Genomic DNA, 19,024 nt, shown 5'->3' with positions numbered 1-19,024 from the left:
TGCGGGGTGGCGGCTTGTGCGGCGTCGCCGGGTTTGCGACGGTGACGGCGTGAGTCAGTCCACGGCGCAGACGCTGGCCGCGTTCGAGCGCCATCTGCGCAGCGAGCGGGGCAGGTCGGAGCACACCACCCGGGCGTACCTCGGCGACCTGCGGGGCTTGGTGGAGTACCTGGCCCTCGAGTGCGGGATCACCGAGCTGACCGAGGTGGGGCTTCGTGACCTGCGGGGCTGGCTGGCCGCCCAGGCGGAGTCGGGCGCAGCTCGCTCCACCATCGCCCGGCGGTCTGCCGCCGCGCGAACCTTCCTCGGCTGGGCTGCCCGCACCGGGCGGATCGAGCAGGACCCCTCGCTGCGACTTGCCGCGCCCAAGCGCGCCGGTCACCTCCCCGAGGTGCTGCGGCAGTCCGATGCGACAGCGCTCATGGACATCGCGGCGGTGGCCAGCGACGACCAGGACCCGATGCACCTGCGGGACCGGGCAGCGCTGGAGCTGTTGTACGCGAGCGGGATCCGGGTCGGGGAGCTGACGGCCCTCGACATCGACGACGTCGATCTCGACAGGGCAGTCGTGCGCGTCATGGGCAAGGGCGGCAAGGAGCGCACCGTGCCCTTCGGGGGTCCCGCGCGCGAGGCCCTTCAGGCCTGGCTCGCGCTGGGGCGCCCCCAGGTCGCGGTGGAGGGCAGCGGACCGGCCCTGCTCCTCGGACGTCGGGGTCGACGCGCCGACCCGCGTCAGATCAGGTCCGCCGTGCACGCCCTCCTCGAGCATGTCCCCACGGCACCGGACCTCGGCCCGCACGGCCTGCGCCACAGTGCGGCCACCCACCTGCTCGAAGGAGGAGCGGACCTGCGGCTCGTCCAGGAGCTGCTCGGCCACGCGTCGCTGGCCACCACCCAGATCTATACCCACGTCTCCGTCGACCGGCTCAAGCAGTCGTACCGTCAGGCGCATCCGCGGGCCTGACCGCCAGGACTCCTGACCCAGGACGCCCAGCCCCTTGCCCAGGAGCCGGCGGCAGCAGCTACTCAGGAGCCAGCGGCAGCAGCCGCACCCGCTGGCCGCCGCGCAGGAAGGTCATCGGGTCGAGGTAGGCGTCGCCCCGGACCGCCCCCAGGTGCAGGCACGCCGCCGGAGCGCAGTGCGACCCGGTGCCCTGAAGTCGGCCCAGGACGGCGCCGCGCGTGACCACGGAGCCCTTGGCCACGATCGACACCACGGGCTCGTAGGTGGAACGGATCCCGGACGGGTGCAGGACGCTGACGGTGCCGCGCCCTGCGATGGTGCCCACGTGGGTCACGGTGCCGTCCTCGACCGCGCGGACCTCCTGCCCCGCCACCCCCGCCAGATCCACGCCCCGGTGTCCCACGCCGTACCTGCTGGCGGGTCGCACGAACGGCCGCAGCACGGCGGAAGGGGGCCGCAGAGGCCATCCCCACCGGCCGGCCGGGACTGGACGCTGGCCGTCCCCGCCGACCGCTGGTGCAGGCGTGCCCACGGGTGGGGCGACCGCGACCATGGGCGGGACGGACGGGGGCCGGGTCGCGACGGGGGACGAGGCAGGAACCGTTGACAGCGTGGTGCCTGCGAGGACCAACACCGCGCCGGGGAGCACCAAGAGGGCAACGGCGTTCATCCGTCCACCTTCCGCGTCCAAGGTTCGCGCGGCCACGGGCGCCGGGCAGCCTGGGGATGGCGCCCACCTCGGCGCGGGGTCGTGGATGTGGGGTGCCGATACCGCGCAGTGGTCGAGCTAAAACCTGCTCAGTCGCTCCACGGCGTCATGCAGGACCTCGTCCCGCTTGCAGAACGCGAAGCGCACCAGGGTCCGGGCGGCCTCGACATCGTCGTGGAAGACCGACACCGGCACGCCCACCACCCCTGCTCGCGCGGGCAGCTCACGACAGAACGCGAGGGCGTCGACGGCTCCCAGCGGAGCGGCGTCGGCGACGACGAAGTAGGTCCCGCCGGGCACCGACACCTCCAACCCCGCGGACCGGAGCCCCGCGACGAGCAGGTCTCGCTTGGCCTCCAGGGAGCTGGCCAGCCCTGCGTAGACGCCGTCGTCCAGGCCGAGCGCCACGGCCACGGCGGGCTGGAACGGGCCGGAGCCCACGAAGGTCAGGAACTGCTTGACCGCGCGTACTGCGGCCACCGCCGCCGCAGGTCCGGACACCCAGCCGACCTTCCACCCGGTCGCGGAGAAGGTCTTCCCCGCGGACGAGATCGTCAGGGTCCGCTCCCACATCTGCGGCAGGGTGGCCACCGGGACATGGACCGCCCCGCCGAAGACGAGGTGCTCGTAGACCTCGTCGGTGACCACCCAGGCGTCGAACTCCCTGGCGAGGGAACAGATCAGCTCGACCTCGGCCCGGCTGAAGACCTTGCCGGTCGGGTTGTGCGGGGTGTTGAGCAGCACCAGCCGGGTTCGCGACGAGAAGGCTGCCCGCAGTGACTCCTCGTCCACCGCGAAGTCGGGGAACCGCAGCACCGACGTGCGTCGCACCGCACCCGCCAGGGCTATCGACGCGGCATACGAGTCGTAGTAGGGCTCGAAGGTGACGACCTCGTCACCCGGTTCGCACAGGGCGAGGATGGTCGCGGCGATGGCCTCGGTCGCCCCGACGGTCACCAGCACCTCCGTCCGGGGGTCGACGGTGAGGCCGTAGAACCGGGACTGGTGCGCGGCGATGGCGTCGAGCAGCTCCGGGACGCCGGGGCCGGGCGGGTACTGGTTGCGGCCGCCGTCGATCGCGGCCTTGGCGGCGTCGAGCATCTCCCGCGGCCCGTCGGTGTCGGGGAACCCCTGGCCGAGGTTCACCGCCCCGTGCTGGGTGGCCAGCGCCGTCATCTCCGCGAAGATGGTCGAGCCGTGGCCCGACATCCGGTGCACGAGGGGGTAAACCATGCGGCGCAGGCTACCTGCGGCGTCCGAGGCTGTCGCGTCCTCTCGATTTCCCGATCCCCACCGCCAGCACGTACGATGGTCGGCGGTCCACGTGTGCTCGCACGCGCAGACCAAATTCGCGCGTCTTCCGCCCGCTGACTCGGCTCGCCGACGAACGGGGGCGCACCACAGCAGTCCGGTGAGTATGCCGGTGGGGTGCGTTGCAGACGCCAGGCAGGTGGCCGCACCCATGCGGCACACCGACGCAACTGACAACGACACAAGGAGACACGGCATGGCCGTCGTTACCATGCGCCAGCTCCTCGAGAGCGGCGTCCACTTCGGGCACCAGACCCGTCGCTGGAACCCCAAGATGAAGCGCTTCATCATGACCGAGCGCAACGGCATCTACATCATCGACCTGCAGCAGTCGCTGACCTACATCAACAACGCCTTCGAGTTCGTCAAGGAGACGGTCGCCCACGGCGGTTCCATCCTCTTCGTCGGCACGAAGAAGCAGGCGCAGGAGCCCATCGCCGAGCAGGCGACCCGGGTCGGGATGCCGTACGTCAACCACCGCTGGCTCGGTGGCATGCTCACCAACTTCAACACGATCTCCAAGCGGCTGACGCGCCTCAAGGAGCTCGAGGAGCTCGACTACGACAACGTCGCAGGCTCGGGCTACACCAAGAAGGAACTCCTGATCTTCAAGCGGGAGAAGGACAAGCTCGAGAAGACCCTCGGCGGCATCCGCAACATGGCCAAGGTCCCCTCGGCCGTGTGGATCGTGGACACCAAGAAGGAGCACCTCGCGGTGTTCGAGGCCCGCAAGCTCGGCCTGCCGGTCATCGCCATCCTCGACACCAACTGTGACCCCGACGAGGTCGACTACAAGATCCCCGGCAACGACGACGCGATCCGCTCCGTCACGCTGCTGACCCGCGTCATCGCCGACGCCGTGGCCGAGGGCCTCATGGCCCGCAGCTCCGGCAAGTCCGGCGAGCAGGCCGAGGGTGTCGTCGCAGGCGACGAGCCGATGGCCGAGTGGGAGCGCGAGCTGCTCGGTGGCGACGCTGCGCAGGCCGCTGAGGCTGCTGCCCCGGAGGCCGGCGAGACCGCCGCTGCCGACGCGACCGAGGCCGCCCCGGCCGAGGCTGCCGCCCCCGAGGCGCCCGCCGCTGACGCTGTCGCCCCCGAGGCGCCCGCCGCTGAGGCTGCCCCCGAGGCTGCTGCCGAGGCTCCGGCCGAGGCCGACGCCAAGGCCTGAGCTGCCACCTCCAAACCCTCTCTGAACGCCACCACTCTGAACGGAAGAGCTGAGACAACACCTATGGCGAACTACACCGCCGCTGACATCAAGGCCCTGCGCGGGTCGACCGGAGCAGGCATGCTCGACGTCAAGAAGGCGCTCGACGAGGCCGACGGTGACCGCGAGAAGGCCACCGAGATCCTTCGCGTGAAGGGCCTCAAGGGCGTCACCAAGCGTGAGGGTCGCACCACGTCCAACGGACTGGTCGCTGCCCAGGCCGGTGACGGCGTGGGCACCCTCGTCGAGGTCCTGTGCGAGACCGACTTCGTGGCCAAGGGCGAGAAGTTCATCGCCCTGGCCGCCCAGGTTCTCGCCCAGGCGGTCGCCTCCGGCGCGGCCGACGCCGACGCACTGCTCAAGAGCACGCTCGAGGACGGCTCGACCGTCCAGGAGCTGCTCGACAACGCCAACGCGACCATCGGCGAGAAGATCGAGGTCAAGCGCGTGTCCCGCGTCGAGGCCCCGGTCGTCGTGTCCTACCTGCACAAGACCAGCCCCGACCTGCCCGCGCAGATCGGTGTGCTCGTCGGTGCCGAGGGTGACGAGCAGCTCGCTCGTGACGTGGCCATGCACATCGCGGCGTTCAGCCCGACCGTGCTGACCCGTGACGAGGTCGACCCGGCCACCGTCGAGCAGGAGCGCCGCGTTGCCGAGGCGACGGCCAAGGAGGAGGGCAAGCCCGAGGCTGCCCTGCCCAAGATCGTCGAGGGCCGCGTGAACGGCTTCTTCAAGGAGAACGTCCTGGTCGAGCAGGCGTTCGCCAAGGACGCCAAGAAGACCGTCGAGAAGGTCCTCACCGAGGGCGGCACGAAGGTCACCTCCTTCGTGCGCTACCGCGTCGGCGGCTGATCGACGGCACCACCGCTCCACCCGCAAGGCATGAGGTATGCCGCCCGCTCACCAGAGCGGGCGGCATACCTGTTTCTGCGCTGGCTCCCGATTCTGCGCTGACGCTCCGGCTGACCGGCGAGGCATACTGGCGAGCATGGGGAAGCGACGCAAGCCCACACCCCGCAGGTCGCCGAAGCACGAGCTGCCGGACTTCACCCACCTGCCTGAACGAGTCGCTCCGCAGGACATGAGGACCACCCTGGACCTCGACCCGGGTCCCGACCCGCGCGGGGGTCGGGACACCGACACCGAGTTCATGTTGCGCAACGCGGGCTTCTGAGGCGCGGGAACCACCCGCGGGAACCCAGGGGCGCGGGAAGCAGCCGGATCGCTCAGAAGATGTGGACCCGCTCGTCCGGAGCCAGCCACATGCCGTCACCCTCGCTGACCCCGAACGCCTCATGGAACTCGTCGCAGTTGCGCGCGGCGTTGGCCCGGACCTCGGTGGGGGAGTGCGGGTCGATCGCGAGCAGCCGCTTGGCCTCCTCGGTGCGGGCCTTGCCCGACCAGACCTGTGCCCACCCGAGGAAGAACCGCTGCGGTCCGGTGTAGCCGTCGAGCTCCGGCACGTCCTGGCCCTGCGTGGCGATCCGGTAGGCGGAGTAGCCGATCGCCAGGCCGCCGAGGTCGCCGATGTTCTCTCCCACCGTCAGCGCGCCGTTGACGTGCTCCTCGGGGGCCGCGAGCGGGGACAGGGTGCTGAACTGGGCGATCAGGGCCTGGGTCCGCTCGTCGAAGCGCGCCCGGTCCTCCTCCGTCCACCAGTCGCGCAGCGCCCCGGTGGCGTCGTAGCGCGACCCCTGGTCGTCGAAACCGTGCCCGATCTCGTGGCCGATGACCGCACCGATCCCGCCGTAGTTGACGGCGTCGTCGGCGTCGAGGTCGAAGAAGGGCGGCTGGAGGATGCCGGCCGGGAAGACGATCTCGTTCATCAGCGGGTGGTAGTAGGCGTTCACCGTCTGCGGCAGCATCAGCCACTCGTCGCGGTCGATGGGCCCGCCCAGCTTGGCCAGCTGGCGTCGGAGCTCGAACTCGTTGGCCCGGCGGACGTTGCCCACGAGGTCGTCGTCGATGGTCAGGGCGGAGTAGTCCCGCCAGCGGTCGGGGTAGCCGACCTTGGGGGTGAACGACGCGAGCTTGGCCAGGGCCTGTTCACGAGTCTGCGGGCCCATCCAGTCCAGGCCCTCGAAGGACTGCCGGAACGCCTCGACGAGGTTGCCGACGAGCTCGAGCATGCGCTTCTTGGCCTCGGGCGGGAAGAACTCCGCGGCGTAGAGCTGACCGACGGCCTCGCCGATCGAACCCTCGACCAGGGAGACGCCGCGCTTCCAGCGCTCGCGGTTCTCGGGCAGCCCGGAGATGACGCGTCCGGTGAAGTCGAACTCGGCCTCGACCAGCTCGGCAGTCAGCAGCGGGGCCGCCGAGGCGACGACGTGGAAGGTGAGCCAGTGCTTGAGGTCCTCCAGCGGGGTGTCCGCGAGCAGCGCCGAGAGCCCCTCGAGGTATGACGGCTGCCCCACGACCACCTGCGCGAAGGCGTCGCGCGCGTCGAGGGAGTCCACGAAGGCGTCCCAGGCGACCGCCGGCGAGAGGTCCACCAGCGCGGCATACCTCAGGGGGTTGTAGCTCTTGACCGCATCGCGGGTGGCGACGTTGTCCCAGTGGTGGGCGGCCAGCCTCGTCTCGAGCGCCACCACGCGGGCGGCCGGCGAGTCCTCGTCGGTGGCGCCGTCGCCGACCCCCGCGAAGCCGAGCATCCTGGCCACGTGCGGCAGGTAGGCCGCGAGGATGGCCGCGTGGCGCTCCTCGCGGTAGTAGGACTCGTCGGGCAGGCCCAGGCCGCCCTGCCCGAGGTAGAGGACGTACTCCTCGGGGTTCTTGGCGTCGGGGGCGACCCCGAAGTCGAAGAGACCCGGTCCCCCCTGGCGCTGGAGGCGGCCGAGGGTGACGAAGAGGTCGTCGACCCCGCCGATCGCGGCGACGTCGGCAAGGTCCTGCTCGATGGGGGTCAGCCCCAGCGCCTCGATCCGCGCCTCGTCCATGAACGACCGGTAGAGGTCGCCGACCTTGCGGGTGGGCGAGCCGGGCGCGGCGCTGTCGTCGGCCGCTGCGCGCTCGATGATCGTGCGCACCCGCTCGTCGGACTGCTCGCGCAGGATGTCGAAGGTGCCGTAGCGACCGCGGTCGCCCGGGATCTCGGTGGTGCGGACCCAGCTGCCGTTGGCGTGGCCGAACAGGTCGTCCTGTGGGCGGACCGACTCGTCGCGATGCCCCGGGAGGATGCCTGACTTCATGCGTGTGTCTCCTTTGGTGCCTCGGTGGACCATTGCCGTCGGTACGCCTGGTGGATGGTGACACCCTGCCACGCGGCGCTGACGGTCACGCAACCGACACCATTCCGTTCCCGGGAGTGTGGAAGTATTCGGTGACCGCCCGCACCACCGTCCAGGAGGATCTGTCGTGACTGCTGCCCCGGAGCAGACCGCCCCAGCCGGATCGTCCACCCCTGGGGCGCAGGCTCCGCGCCGACGGGTCCTGCTCAAGCTCTCGGGTGAGGTCTTCGGTGGTGGTCGCGTCGGACTGGCGCCCGAGGTCGTGCGCGGGATCGCCCGCCAGATCGCCCAGTCCATCACCGAGGGGATCCAGGTCGCCGTCGTCATCGGTGGGGGCAACTTCTTCCGAGGCTCCGAGCTCCAGCAGCAGGGCATGGACCGGACCCGTGCCGACTACATGGGCATGCTCGGCACCGTGATGAACTGCCTCGCCCTGCAGGACTTCCTCGAGAAGGAAGGCATCGAGACCCGCGTTCAGACCGCGATCGCGATGGGCCAGGTCGCCGAGCCCTACATCCCGCGCCGCGCCATCCGTCACCTCGAGAAGGGCCGCGTGGTCATCTTCGGCGCCGGCGCCGGTATGCCGTTCTTCTCCACCGACACGGTGTCCGCCCAGCGGGCGCTCGAGATCAAGTGCGACGCCGTGCTGATGAGCAAGAACGGCGTCGACGGCGTCTACGACTCCGACCCCCGCACCAACCCGAACGCTCGCAAGCTCGACGAGATCAGCTACCAGCAGGCCCTCCAGCAGGGCCTGCGGGTCGTCGACGCGGCGGCGTTCAGCCTGTGCATGGAGAACAAGCTGCCCATGGTCGTGTTCGGCATGGAAGGCGAGGGCAACGTGGTGCGGGCGTTGCGCGGTGAGAAGATCGGCACGCTGGTCACCCCGGGCTGAGGCTGCATCTCGCCGGCCCACCCACCAGACTGACCACACCACGACCGGCGTCGCCCCTCCTGGGGAGCGCCCGAGAAGGAGCAGGACATGATTGAAGAGACTCTCCTCGAGGCCGAAGAGAAGATGGAAAAGGCCGTCGAGGTCGCCAAGGAGGACTTCGCGGGCATCCGCACCGGCCGGGCGACCCCGGGCATGTTCAACAAGCTCACCGTCGACTACTACGGCTCGCCGACCCCGCTCCAGCAGCTCGCGTCGTTCCAGACCCCCGAGGCGCGCACCATCCTGATCACGCCGTTCGACAAGTCGGCCATGGCGGAGATCGAGAAGACGCTGCGCGAGTCCGACCTGGGCGTGAACCCGAGCAACGACGGCACCGTGCTCCGCTGCGTCCTGCCCCAGCTCACCGAGGAGCGCCGCAAGGACTACGTCAAGCTGGCTCGGCACAAGGGCGAGGACGCCAAGGTCTCGATCCGCAACGTCCGCCGCAAGGCGAAGGACGAGCTGGACAAGCTGGTCAAGGACGGCGAGGTCGGCGAGGACGACGGGAACCGCGCCGAGAAGGAGCTGGACGCCAGCACCAAGAAGTACGTCGATCTCATCGACGAGCTCCTGAAGGGCAAGGAGACCGAGCTGCGCGAGGTCTGAGCGCCCGCCGACCGCTCTGACGCACAGCACCCTCCTCATGGACACGCCCCAGTCCCGACGCGATCGACGCGAGGCACGCGCCTCCGCGCAGTCGGCCGCGCCCCGGTCGTCGCGGGCAGCCGCGCCCCGGTCGTCGCGGGCGGCCGCGCCCCGCTCGCGGGCGGCGGCAGCCGCCCCGGGGTCGACGGCGGCCCGGTCCTCGAGGGCCGGTCGCAACCTGCCGGCCGCGATCGGGGTGGGGGTCGGTCTGGGCATCCTCATCATCGGCTCCCTGCTGCTGCGCAAGGAGCTGATGCTCGGGATCGTCATCGTGGCCGCCGGGGTCGGCGTCTGGGAGCTGCGCCGGGCGCTGGCGCAGGTCTCGATCCACGTGCCCCTGGTCCCCAGCCTCGTCGGCAGCGTGAGCATGCTCGTCTCCGCATACGTCGGCGGTGGCGAGGCGCTCGTGGTGACCGTCGGCCTGACCTGCGTGGGCATCCTGCTCTGGCGGGTGGCGGACGGGGTGCTCGACGCTGTCCGGGACATCGCGGGCGGCTTCTTCGTCGCGGTCTACCCGTCCTTCCTCGCCGGCTTCGCCGCCCTGATGCTGGCCGCGCGAGACGACGGCGCGCGGCGGATCATCGTGTTCATCCTCGTCACGGTCCTGTCCGACGTGGGCGGCTATGCGTTCGGCGTGCTGCTGGGCAGGCACCCGATGGCACCGTCGGTCAGCCCCAAGAAGTCCTGGGAGGGCTTCGCAGGGTCGGTCCTCACCTGTGTGGTCGGAGGCGCCGCCGCGGTGGTCCTGCTGCTGCACGGCCCGTGGTGGGGCGGGGCCGTGCTCGGCGCCTGCGCCGCCGTCGCCGCGACGGTGGGAGACCTGACCGAGTCGACCATCAAGCGCGACCTCGGGATCAAGGACATGAGCACGATCCTGCCCGGGCACGGCGGGGTCATGGACCGCCTCGACTCCCTCGTGGTGGTCGCCCCGGTGGCGTGGGCGGTGCTGGCCTGGGTGGTCCCGCCGGGCTGACCCCGCGGTCCGCCCCGGCACCTGAGAGACTGGGGGCACCATGACCACGGACCTCCCCGAGCCCACCACCGGGCGCCCGCAACCCGGCCAGCTCACCTTCTCCGCCCCACGCCGGGGCAAGCCGCCGCGGCACCTGGCCGACCTGTCTCCCGCGGAGCGCAAGGAGGCCGTCGAGGCGTTGGGGCACAAGGGCTTCCGGGCGAAGCAGCTGTCGACGCACTACTTCGAGCGGTTGGTCGCCTCACCCGAGGAGATGACCGACCTCCCGAAGGCGATCCGAGACGACCTCGTGGCCGACCTGCTCCCGACCCTGCTCACCCCCCTGGTGCAGCGCACCGCCGACGACGGCATGACGATCAAGAACGCATGGAAGCTGCACGACGGCGCCATCGTCGAGTCCGTGCTGATGCGCTACCCCAAGCGCGTCACCATCTGCATCTCGAGCCAGGCCGGCTGTGGCATGAACTGCCCCTTCTGTGCGACCGGACAGGCTGGGCTGACCCGCAACATGAGCGCGGCAGAGATCGTCGAGCAGGTCGTCCATGGCGCGCGCCTGCTGCGCAGCGGTGAGCTCGCCAAGGGCCTTGCCGGCGACGCCGGGCGCGCCCAGCACGCCGCCCAGCCCGGCGAGCACGTCGCCGAGCTCGGGGACGAGGACGGGACCGAGGACGGCGAGGACCGCCCGGCCGAGGCCACCGGGCCCACCCGCATCTCCAACGTCGTCTTCATGGGCATGGGGGAGGCGCTGGCCAACTACAAGGCCGCGATCGGCGCGATCCGGCGGCTCACCGACCCCGCACCGGATGGCCTGGGGATGTCCGCGCGCGGCATCACGATGTCGACGGTGGGGCTCGTCCCGGCGATCGACAAGCTCGCGGCCGAAGGGATCCCGGTCACGCTGGCCCTCTCGCTGCACGCCCCGGACGACGAGCTGCGCAACGAGCTGGTGCCGATCAACACCCGGTGGAGCGTCGACGAGGCCCTCGATGCCGCCCACCGCTACTACGCGGTGACCGGGCGGCGCGTGAGCATCGAGTACGCGCTCATCAAGGACATCAACGACCACGCCTGGCGGGCGGACCTGCTCGGGACCAAGCTCAACGCCCGGGGCCGCGGGTGGGTGCACGTCAACCCGATCCCGCTCAACCCCACGCCTGGCTCCAAGTGGACCGCCTCACGCCCCGGCGTGGAGCAGCAGTTCGTCGAGCGGCTGCGTGCCCACGGCATCCCGACGACGATCCGCGACACCCGCGGCCAGGACATCGACGGCGCCTGCGGCCAGCTCGCCGCCTCCACCGCCTGACCGAGTCCGTGCCGCGGGCGACCAGCCTGCGCAGCCCGTGACCCGTTTTCCGCCGCGCCCGACCCGCGATCTGCCTATGCTCGAGCGGTGATCCTGCGTGCGCCCGTCCTGACGGCAGGGGCTGTCCTCCTGCTGCTGACGGGGTGCGCCGCCACGAACCCCACGCCGGCCGGGGCGCCGGTGAGCTCGTCAGCTCCGGCCGCGCCGTCGACGTCGTCGGCTCACCAGCACGCGACCCAGGCCGCGCCGCCCGAAGCCCCGCTGCGCAAGGGCGAGCGCTTCATCACGCTCCGGATGCCGGCGGCATACACCCCCAAGGCGCCGGCCGCCCCGGGGACGGACGACTACCGCTGCTTCCTGCTCGACCCCGGGCTCACCGCCGACTCCGTCGTGACCGGCATCAACGTGCTGCCGGGCAACCCCCGCATCGTCCACCACGTCATCCTCTTCCGGGTCCCGCCGGACGAGGTCGCCACGGCGCAGGAGCTGGACCGTCGCCAGAGCGGTCAGGGCTGGACCTGCTTCGGCGGCACCGGGGTGCAGAGCCAGGGCGCGGGCCTCAACAGCGCGCCGTGGCTGGGCGCGTGGGCGCCCGGCGGTGGCGAGCGGGTCCTTGCCCCCGACCTGGGTATGCCGCTCGCCGCCGGATCGCGCATCGTCATGCAGGTCCACTACAACCTGCTCGCCGGACGGGCGCCCGACCAGAGCGCAGCAAAGCTGCGGGTGGCCGCTGACGACGGCTCCCGTCAGGTCCTGCAGACCGTGCTGCTCCCGGCGCCCGTCGAGCTGCCGTGCCGACCGGGCAAGACCGGTCCACTGTGCAACCGAGCGGCAGCGATGGCCGACGTGCAGCAGCGCTTCGGGATCGCGGGCGGCACCGGCGACGCGCTGCACCTGCTGTGCCCGGGCAACCCCGCCGGTCCGACCCAGTCGTGCACCCGGACGGTGACCCAGGGATCGACGTTCCGGGCCGTGGCCGGGCACATGCACCTGCTCGGCACCAAGATCTCGATCGTCGTCAACAAGGGCAGGCCCACCGAGCGCACCGTCCTCGACATCCCGGTCTGGGACTTCGACAACCAGGGCAGCCGCCCCGTCGACCCGCCCGTGCGGGTGAAGATCGGCGACACCCTCACCGTGTCGTGCACCCACGACCAGAGCCTGCGCGACAAGCTGCCGTTCTTCGCGGGCCGGCCGGAGCGCTATGTCGTGTGGGGCGAGGGCACCACCGACGAGATGTGCCTGGGCATCGTGATGGTCACCCGACCGTAGCGCCGGTGCCCCACCCCTAGGCTGAGGTCGTGAGCGACGATTCTGCTGCGCCCCGCGAACCCGGCCGGGAGTTCGTGCTGACCGTCTCGTGCGCCGACCGGCGCGGCATCGTGCACGCCGTCTCCGGAGTGATGCTCGACCTGTCGATGACGATCCTCGACAGCCAGCAGTTCGCCGATGTCACGTCAGGGGAGTTCCACCTGCGGATGCACGTCGTGCGCGAAGGTCCCGCGGTGCCCGTGGCCGCCGTGGATGCCGCGATGGCTGGCGTGGCAACGGAGTTCGCCATGGCGTATGCCGCGCACGACCTCTCCCAGCGGCGTCGGGTGCTGGTCATGGTGAGCCAGCAGGGCCACTGCCTGAACGACCTGCTGTTCCGGGTCGAGAGTGGGTCACTGGCGGTCGAGGTGCCGGCCATCGTCTCCAACCACGAGGACTTCCGGGCGCTCGCGCAGTGGCACGGCATCCCTTTCCACCACGTCCCGGTCACCCCTGACACCAAGCCGGAGGCGGAGGCGGAGCTGCGGCGGCTCGTGGAGCACTACCGCGCCGACACCGTGGCGCTGGCGCGCTACATGCAGATCCTGTCGGGGGAGCTGTGCGCCGACTTCCCGGGTCGGATCATCAACATCCACCACTCGCTGCTGCCCAGCTTCCGCGGCGCCCGGCCCTACACCCAGGCGCACGACCGCGGGGTCAAGGTGATCGGCGCGACGGCGCACTACGTCACGGCCGACCTCGACGAGGGCCCGATCATCGAGCAGGACTTCCGGCGGGTCGACCACCGGATGAGCCCGGCCGAGCTCGCCTCGGTCGGCCAGGAGCTCGAGGCCATGGCCTTCGCCCGGGCGCTGCGCTGGCACGCCGAGCACCGGGTCGTGCTGCGCGGGCGGCGGACCATCGTCTTCGACTGACCAGGCCTGGCGGGCCACCCGGATGAAGGGCTGGGGTCCTGTTGTCGGCAGTCCTACGCCTTGAGGAAGCGTTCCAAGCGGTCAAGCTGGGTGGCAGCGCCGCGGGCAGCGTCAACAGCACCTGGCGTCTGTCGGTCTTCTCGACCATCTTGAGCAACCTTTGGCGATCCTTCTTGTTGAGTTCTGCAGCACGAAGATCGGCGGCGCCAAGCATCGCTGTGAGGACGGCGAAGTCATAGCAATGCCTGTCGCGGGCAGGGCCGGATGTTTCGAGGCGCGCCGCCGCCTTCATCACCATTGACCCGATGAGGCTAGGACGCCTGATTCGGCCCGTGCGGGTGCCGATCTGGACGGCGACGACTTCGGAGCGATGGAGGGCTTGCGTCCCGCCAGGGGCCGCTACGGTCGGGAACCCGCTCGCTGAGTGCTTGTTCGCCGTTCGGTCGCCGGTGCCTTCAGGGATGAGAACGTCAATGACCGCAGCCCCGCGCCGCCAGCGATGTTGCACTCCGTCGGCACTCGGTTCGGGCTCCATGCCCATTTCGGTCAGGGCCGCGGTGACAGCACCTAGAACCTCTGGGACGCGTGCATCCACCACTGCGTCGCCGTCGTCGGTCGGGCGCTGAGGGTCATATCCGCGTTCAGCGCACTGGAGGTGTACCAACTGTCCGCCAACCAGTGTCCAGCCATCCGGGTGTCGTTCATGCAGTTCTAGGAGCGCATGCCACGCCGCTTCTTGGGCCTCGGCCATTGCAGGCATGACGCTCATGTCAGCGCTTCTGCGAGGAGCTCGTGAGCGCGCCGAATCTCCCGAGGCCCCCCGTCCTCCGCTAGGTCGGCGGCAAGCATCAATGGCGAAACGTCACTGGGTCGCCCCGGAGCTACATGCAGCACCACGTTGGGCTTCTGGTCCACGCCAACGGGGTCCAGCCAGTGGTCTTGGAGGAGCCCTTCAAGATCGCCGGCCGCGACATAACCCTCGACGATCCTTGGGTCCTGCAACCCTGACTTTGGGTGTGAGACGCCGGATGGGATGAGTCGCGGATCCTCGCTCAATGGCTGAAAATCTGGCTCCGACACGCGGTAGATGTGGCGTTCGGCTCGGTGCGACATGAATTCCAGTAAGGCGTCGAAGCAGTCTTCAGCGCTCGATGGTGCTTGTGCTGCCTCAGCTGCGTCCAAGAGTCGTTGAAGGGCGCGTTTGCGGGAGGAGCGGCTGGATTTGATTTCGAGATGGGCGCCATTGGGAAGGATCAGATCTGGCCCGTGACGTTCCTGGCCACTGAAGCCCTCGGGGCCTGAGGAAAACGCCTGGCTCAGAGCTTGGGGGAAGAATTGCTCCAACGGGCCTCCTTCCCAGAGCGCCACATCGGCTAGGCGGATCGCGTCCCACACCACACTGCTCTTGGCCGGACGGCCCCTGCGCGGCTTGCTCTGCACCACGGATAGGTCCACGAGCCAGCGGCCGCCCACCTTCTCGGCCACCAGAGACCCATCGGCGATCCGCTGCCGGACTCGCGCAGGCGAGACTCCCAGCCGTGAAGCAGCTTCGGGTACGGACAACTTTGACATGCTCATAATTCTATCGCTATCGCAAGATTTATGAAACCAGCCTACGGCTTCATGCAAGACCCGCGTCACGACCGGCAGCTCGCTCGGCTCCTTGACACGACCCCTCAGCGGGGCTGGATGAGGTCCCAGGCGTTGCCGTAGAGGTCCTCGAAAACGACGACGTCGCCGTATGTCTCGTGACGCGGCTCCGCGCGGAAGCGGACTCCCGCCTCGACCATCCGCGCGTGGTCGGCGGCGAAGTCGTCGGTGGCGAGGAAGTGCATCACCCGGCCGCCGCCGGGGTCGCCGACGCGGGCCTCCTGCTCGGGCGTGCTGGCACGGGCCAGCAGGATGTTCGTGCCGTCGGAGCCGCCGGGACGGACCACGACCCATCGGGTGCCGTCGCCGCGGTCGGTGTCCTCCACGAGCTCGAACCCGGCCAGGTCGAGGAACCACGCGATCGCCTCGTCGTAGTCGCGGACGAGCAGGGTGACGAGGCTGAGGCGCTGCGGCATTCAGCCATCCTCCCGCGCTGCGCGTTTGAGGGCGTTCAGGTACCCGAGCGCCGCGATGTGCTGCAGCCACCGGCCCACCGGGCCGACGAGCCGCATCAGCCGGCCCCCGGGTCGCGAGTAGGCGCGCACCACGGCATACACCTGGGTGCCACGGCGCTCCACGAGGAAGCCCTCCTCGCCGCTCTCGACGTGACCTTCGAGCGTGCCGTAGCCGAACCCGGTGCGCTCCGTGCCCTCGACGGTCCAGACGACCCTGCACGGCACACCCAGGAGCACGAGGCGGCTCAGGATCTCCACGCCCACGGCGGCCCGCGGTGCCGTGGTCTGGGGGCGCAGACCGACTCCGCGTTGGGCCCCGAAGGTCATCACCGCCTCACAGGCCCGCCGGTATGCCGCGTCGCCGGCTCCCAGCCGCCGCTCGACCTCGAGGTGCTGGTAGCCAGCGGGAAGGGGGCCGTCGAGGGTGAGGCCGCGCGGCGCGTATGTGAGCTCGAGGCTGGCCAGGTCCGCGAGCTTCATCGGGGCTGCCTGGCCCTCTCGGATGCCAGGCCGAGCACGATCTCGGCGGCCTCCTGCGCGGTCTCGACCAGGTGCGTCACCGCACCCATCCCGCGCTCCTGGCCCAGGGCGCGCACGGCGGCCCAGACCGGCACCGTCTCCGACCAGTACTCCTGCCCGACGAGGACCAGTGGCGGGCACGGGGTGTCGGGCTGGGCGTAGAAGAGGGGAGTGACCGCCTGGAAGATCTCCTGCACGGTGCCGGCGACGCCTTCGAGCACCACCAGCCCCGCCGTGGCGCGGGCCAGCAGCCCGTCCTCGCGGATGGCGTTGGAGAAGTACTTGCCGATGCCGTCACAGAAGACGTTCGGCGGCTCGTGACCGTAGAACCAGGTGGGGATCCCGAGGCTGCCGGAGGTGCTCGCGCGCGGAAGCTGCGCGCGCACCGTCAGGGCCGAGCCCACCCAGGCGTCGATCGAGGGCCGGAACGACGGCACCCCCGCGAGCTCCTCGAGGGCGACGGCGACGGAGGACTCGTCGCGGGCCAGGGCTCCGAGGTTGGCGGCCTCCATCGCGCCGGGGCCTCCACCGGTCGCGACGACCAGACCTCCTGCGGCCAGGGACCGTCCCAGGCCCGCCGCCGCGGCATACGCCGTGGTGCCCCGGGCCAGGTCGTGGCCTCCCATCACCCCGACGACGGGGCGGTGGGCCACGAACTCGTCGAGGGCGTCGGTGATGGAGTCGTCGTGGATCGCCCTCAGCAGCGTGGCGAAGGTGTCACGGTGGGCCACCCCGGACTTCATCCACTGGTACGCAAGGAAATCCGGTGTCGCCTCGTAACCGTCCCGGTCGAGCCCGGCGTAGAGCTCGTCGGCGGTGTAGAGCGTGGCGCGGTAGGGGTCGACGGGCGCGTGGGGGTCGGTGGGGAAGACCAGCGCGTGGTGCGCGCCCAGGTGGGCACCGAGGGCGGGAGAGAGGCGCCCGCCGAGGACGACGAGGCCCTCGACGTCGGTGCGGGCGAGCAGGCGGTCCTCGTAGGCCGTGAGGTCGAGGTCCTGCAGGCGCAGGCCCCTGAGGGGACGGCCCGAGGAGAGCACGGCGTCGAGATCCGCGAGGTTCTCGACGTCGGGGCGGGGGGTGCTCCTGCGGGCGCCGTCCATGGGCTGACTCTAGACGCGGGCACGGATCACCGGCGGGCCACGGCTGGGTGGTCGGGTACTAGACGTTGCCGAGCACGCGGTCGACCGCGATCTCGACCACGACGCGCTCCGGGTTCTCGCGGGGCACGCGGTACCGCGCGGCATACCGGCCGACCGCGTCGGCCACCGCCGCCGGGTCGGTGAGGACTCGGGCGCTGCCTTCGAAGGAGAGCCAGTGGCGGCCGTCCACCTGGCACACGACCGCCCGGCCGCCCAGGGCGGCGTTGCGCGCCTTGCGGCTGCTGCCACTGGTGATGACGCGGACCACCAGCGCGCCGGCGTCCCAGGTGAACCCGACCGGCACGACGTGCGGAGAACCGTCGGCGCGCAGCGTCGTCAGCGTGGCCAGGTGTCGGGCCGTGACGAACTCGAGGGCGGCAGGGGACAGGTCTGCGGGGGCGGTCGACACGCGTGGAGTCTTCCCTAGTGACCCGTGAGGGCGGTGAGCACGCGGCCGAGGCGCGCCGGACGGCCGGTGCGGGCCTCCTCGAGGTCCGCCGCATGGGCCAGCCTGAGGCCGGCGTTGATGCCCGTCCAGCGCAAGGGCTCGGGCTCCCAGCGACGGCTGCGGTGCCCGACCCAGGGCAGCTCGGTCAAGGGGGTGTGCCGGCCGGTGACGAGGTCTGCCAGCGTGCGGCCCGCAAGGTTCGCGGCGGCCACGCCGTCACCGACGTAGCCGCCCGCCCAGCCCAGACCGGTGGATGGGTCATGTCCGACGGAGGGGTGCCAGTCGCGCGCGATCCCCAGTGGGCCGCCCCACGCGTGGGTGAACCGGACGCCCTCGATCTGCGGGAGCAGGTCCGTGAGCGTGGCGCGCAGGTCGGCGAAAACCGTTGGCTCGTGGTCGAACTCGGGCTTGATCCGCGACCGGTAGTGGTAGGGCGCCCCGCGTCCGCCGAAGGCGAGTCGGCCGTCGGCCGTGCGTTGGCCGTAGATGATGACATGGCGGTGGTCGCTGAAGACCTCGCCCTCGGCGAGCCCAACGGACTCCCACTGGGAAGCCGTGAGCGGCTCGGTGGCGACCACCAGCGAGTAGACCGGCGCGATGAGGCGGCGTGTCCCGGGCAGGGTCGGGGTCCAGGCCTCGGTGGCCCGGATGACGTGGCTGGCCTGGACCTGACCGCCGCCCGCCAGCGTGACGCGTCCCGGCTCGATGGCGCTGACCCGCACCCCTTCCAGCACCTGCGCGCCCTGCGACCGGACCGTCGCGGCCAGCCCGTCGACCAGCCGTCGGGGATGCACGCGGGCGCAGTGCGGGGTGAACGTCGCGCCCAGGACGCGGCTGGCAGCCATCCGCTGCGTCGCCTCCGCCGCGTCGAGCCACCGGGTGGCGGTGCCCCACTGCTCGGCATCGGCGACCTCGGCCCGAGCCCTGGCCACCTGGGCCCGGGACCGTGCCAGGACGAGCGAGCCGCCCTTGCGGAATCCGCAGTCGATGGCCGCGGATTCCGTGGCCCGGCCGACCTCGTCGACGGTGTGCCGCAGCTCCGCGAGCATGGCGTGGGCCGCAGCGCGACCCCCACGGCGCTCCAGGGTCTGCGGACCCACCGGCCACAGCGCGGACACCCAGCCGCCGTTGCGTCCGCTCGCCCCGAAGCCGATGTGCTCGGCCTCGAGGACGACGACGTCGAGCGAGGGGTCCGCCAGGAGCAGGTAGTGGGCCGTCCACAGTCCCGTGAAGCCGCCGCCCACGACGACGACGTCGGCCTTGCGGGGCACGTCAGGTGAGGAGGGCCCGGCTGCCGGCGACGCGGCAGACGCGCCCTCCCACCACAGGGGTTGGGTCACGAGGCGACGGGCGC

Annotated in this window: 19 protein-coding genes; 10 read left to right on the top strand and 9 right to left on the bottom strand. The window is 70.9% G+C overall.

The window, feature by feature from the left end; genetic code table 11:
• Positions 1-49 precede the first annotated feature (49 nt).
• Complete coding sequence (locus BJ986_RS01945) at positions 50-964, top strand: tyrosine recombinase XerC (protein ID WP_337794659.1); 915 nt, start codon at positions 50-52, stop codon at positions 962-964.
• A 58-nt stretch (positions 965-1,022) separates the two neighbouring features.
• On the opposite strand, the gene BJ986_RS01940 is transcribed toward BJ986_RS01945, so the two are convergent.
• The gene (locus BJ986_RS01940; protein ID WP_337794658.1) at positions 1,023-1,367 is read right to left on the bottom strand and encodes a M23 family metallopeptidase; all 345 of its coding nucleotides are present in this window, start codon (positions 1,365-1,367) and stop codon (positions 1,023-1,025) included.
• 384 nt (positions 1,368-1,751) lie between these two features.
• Positions 1,752-2,906: a pyridoxal phosphate-dependent aminotransferase gene (locus BJ986_RS01935; RefSeq protein WP_179420472.1), complete on the bottom strand. Its 1,155-nt coding sequence runs from the start codon at positions 2,904-2,906 to the stop codon at positions 1,752-1,754.
• Positions 2,907-3,180: 274 nt separating this feature from the next.
• Between BJ986_RS01935 and rpsB the strand changes: the two genes are divergently transcribed.
• The 3 genes from rpsB to BJ986_RS01920 all read left to right on the top strand — a co-directional run bounded on the left by rpsB (position 3,181) and on the right by BJ986_RS01920 (position 5,365).
• Positions 3,181-4,152, top strand: a complete 972-nt coding sequence (gene rpsB, locus BJ986_RS01930) for a 30S ribosomal protein S2 (RefSeq protein WP_179420471.1) — start codon at positions 3,181-3,183, stop codon at positions 4,150-4,152.
• A gap of 63 nt (positions 4,153-4,215) precedes the next feature.
• On the top strand, positions 4,216-5,043 hold the full coding sequence (gene tsf, locus BJ986_RS01925) for a translation elongation factor Ts (protein ID WP_179420470.1): 828 nt from the start codon (positions 4,216-4,218) through the stop codon (positions 5,041-5,043).
• A gap of 136 nt (positions 5,044-5,179) precedes the next feature.
• Entirely contained in the window at positions 5,180-5,365 is a 186-nt protein-coding gene (locus tag BJ986_RS01920; protein WP_179420469.1) for a hypothetical protein, read from the top strand.
• 52 nt (positions 5,366-5,417) lie between these two features.
• On the opposite strand, the gene BJ986_RS01915 is transcribed toward BJ986_RS01920, so the two are convergent.
• Positions 5,418-7,379, bottom strand: a complete 1,962-nt coding sequence (locus BJ986_RS01915; RefSeq protein ID WP_179420468.1) for a M13 family metallopeptidase — start codon at positions 7,377-7,379, stop codon at positions 5,418-5,420.
• Positions 7,380-7,545: 166 nt separating this feature from the next.
• Here BJ986_RS01915 and pyrH point away from each other — a divergent pair, with 166 nt between their 5' ends.
• The 6 genes from pyrH to purU all read left to right on the top strand — a co-directional run bounded on the left by pyrH (position 7,546) and on the right by purU (position 13,459).
• Positions 7,546-8,313, top strand: a complete 768-nt coding sequence (pyrH, locus tag BJ986_RS01910) for a UMP kinase (RefSeq protein WP_179420467.1) — start codon at positions 7,546-7,548, stop codon at positions 8,311-8,313.
• 87 nt (positions 8,314-8,400) lie between these two features.
• On the top strand, positions 8,401-8,958 hold the full coding sequence (frr, locus tag BJ986_RS01905; protein WP_179420466.1) for a ribosome recycling factor: 558 nt from the start codon (positions 8,401-8,403) through the stop codon (positions 8,956-8,958).
• A gap of 37 nt (positions 8,959-8,995) precedes the next feature.
• Entirely contained in the window at positions 8,996-9,970 is a 975-nt protein-coding gene (locus BJ986_RS01900) for a phosphatidate cytidylyltransferase (protein WP_179420465.1), read from the top strand.
• Positions 9,971-10,010: 40 nt separating this feature from the next.
• Positions 10,011-11,273: a 23S rRNA (adenine(2503)-C(2))-methyltransferase RlmN gene (rlmN, locus tag BJ986_RS01895; RefSeq protein WP_179420464.1), complete on the top strand. Its 1,263-nt coding sequence runs from the start codon at positions 10,011-10,013 to the stop codon at positions 11,271-11,273.
• An 87-nt stretch (positions 11,274-11,360) separates the two neighbouring features.
• Complete coding sequence (locus BJ986_RS01890; RefSeq protein WP_337794657.1) at positions 11,361-12,545, top strand: monooxygenase; 1,185 nt, start codon at positions 11,361-11,363, stop codon at positions 12,543-12,545.
• 29 nt (positions 12,546-12,574) lie between these two features.
• The gene (gene purU, locus BJ986_RS01885) at positions 12,575-13,459 is read left to right on the top strand and encodes a formyltetrahydrofolate deformylase (protein ID WP_179420463.1); all 885 of its coding nucleotides are present in this window, start codon (positions 12,575-12,577) and stop codon (positions 13,457-13,459) included.
• Positions 13,460-14,224: 765 nt separating this feature from the next.
• Here the strand turns inward: purU and BJ986_RS01880 are convergent.
• The 6 genes from BJ986_RS01880 to BJ986_RS01855 form a co-directional block, all read right to left on the bottom strand.
• Positions 14,225-15,031: a helix-turn-helix domain-containing protein gene (locus BJ986_RS01880; RefSeq protein ID WP_179420462.1), complete on the bottom strand. Its 807-nt coding sequence runs from the start codon at positions 15,029-15,031 to the stop codon at positions 14,225-14,227.
• Positions 15,032-15,135: 104 nt separating this feature from the next.
• Positions 15,136-15,525 carry a VOC family protein gene (locus tag BJ986_RS01875; RefSeq protein WP_179420461.1) on the bottom strand — a complete coding sequence of 130 codons (390 nt, stop codon included), beginning with the start codon at positions 15,523-15,525 and terminating at the stop codon, positions 15,136-15,138.
• On the bottom strand, positions 15,526-16,044 hold the full coding sequence (locus BJ986_RS01870; RefSeq protein ID WP_179420460.1) for a DUF1990 family protein: 519 nt from the start codon (positions 16,042-16,044) through the stop codon (positions 15,526-15,528).
• Positions 16,041-17,183, bottom strand: a complete 1,143-nt coding sequence (locus tag BJ986_RS01865) for an SLOG cluster 4 domain-containing protein (protein ID WP_179420459.1) — start codon at positions 17,181-17,183, stop codon at positions 16,041-16,043. The genes BJ986_RS01870 and BJ986_RS01865 overlap by 4 nt, the downstream gene beginning before the upstream one ends.
• 58 nt (positions 17,184-17,241) lie before the next feature.
• Positions 17,242-17,631 (bottom strand): TIGR03618 family F420-dependent PPOX class oxidoreductase, encoded by a 390-nt coding sequence (locus tag BJ986_RS01860; protein ID WP_179420458.1) that lies wholly within the window; start codon positions 17,629-17,631, stop codon positions 17,242-17,244.
• A 14-nt stretch (positions 17,632-17,645) separates the two neighbouring features.
• A complete protein-coding gene (locus tag BJ986_RS01855) occupies positions 17,646-19,010 on the bottom strand; it encodes an FAD-dependent oxidoreductase (RefSeq protein ID WP_179420457.1) in 1,365 nt (454 codons plus the stop codon).
• Positions 19,011-19,024: the final 14 nt, after the last annotated feature.

Source organism: Pedococcus badiiscoriae, from assembly GCF_013408925.1.
In the GTDB taxonomy this organism is placed as follows: Bacteria; Actinomycetota; Actinomycetes; order Actinomycetales; family Dermatophilaceae; genus Pedococcus; species Pedococcus badiiscoriae.
The sequence above is the reverse complement of the archived record's forward strand: the minus strand, read 5'-3'. Positions and strand labels throughout refer to the sequence as shown.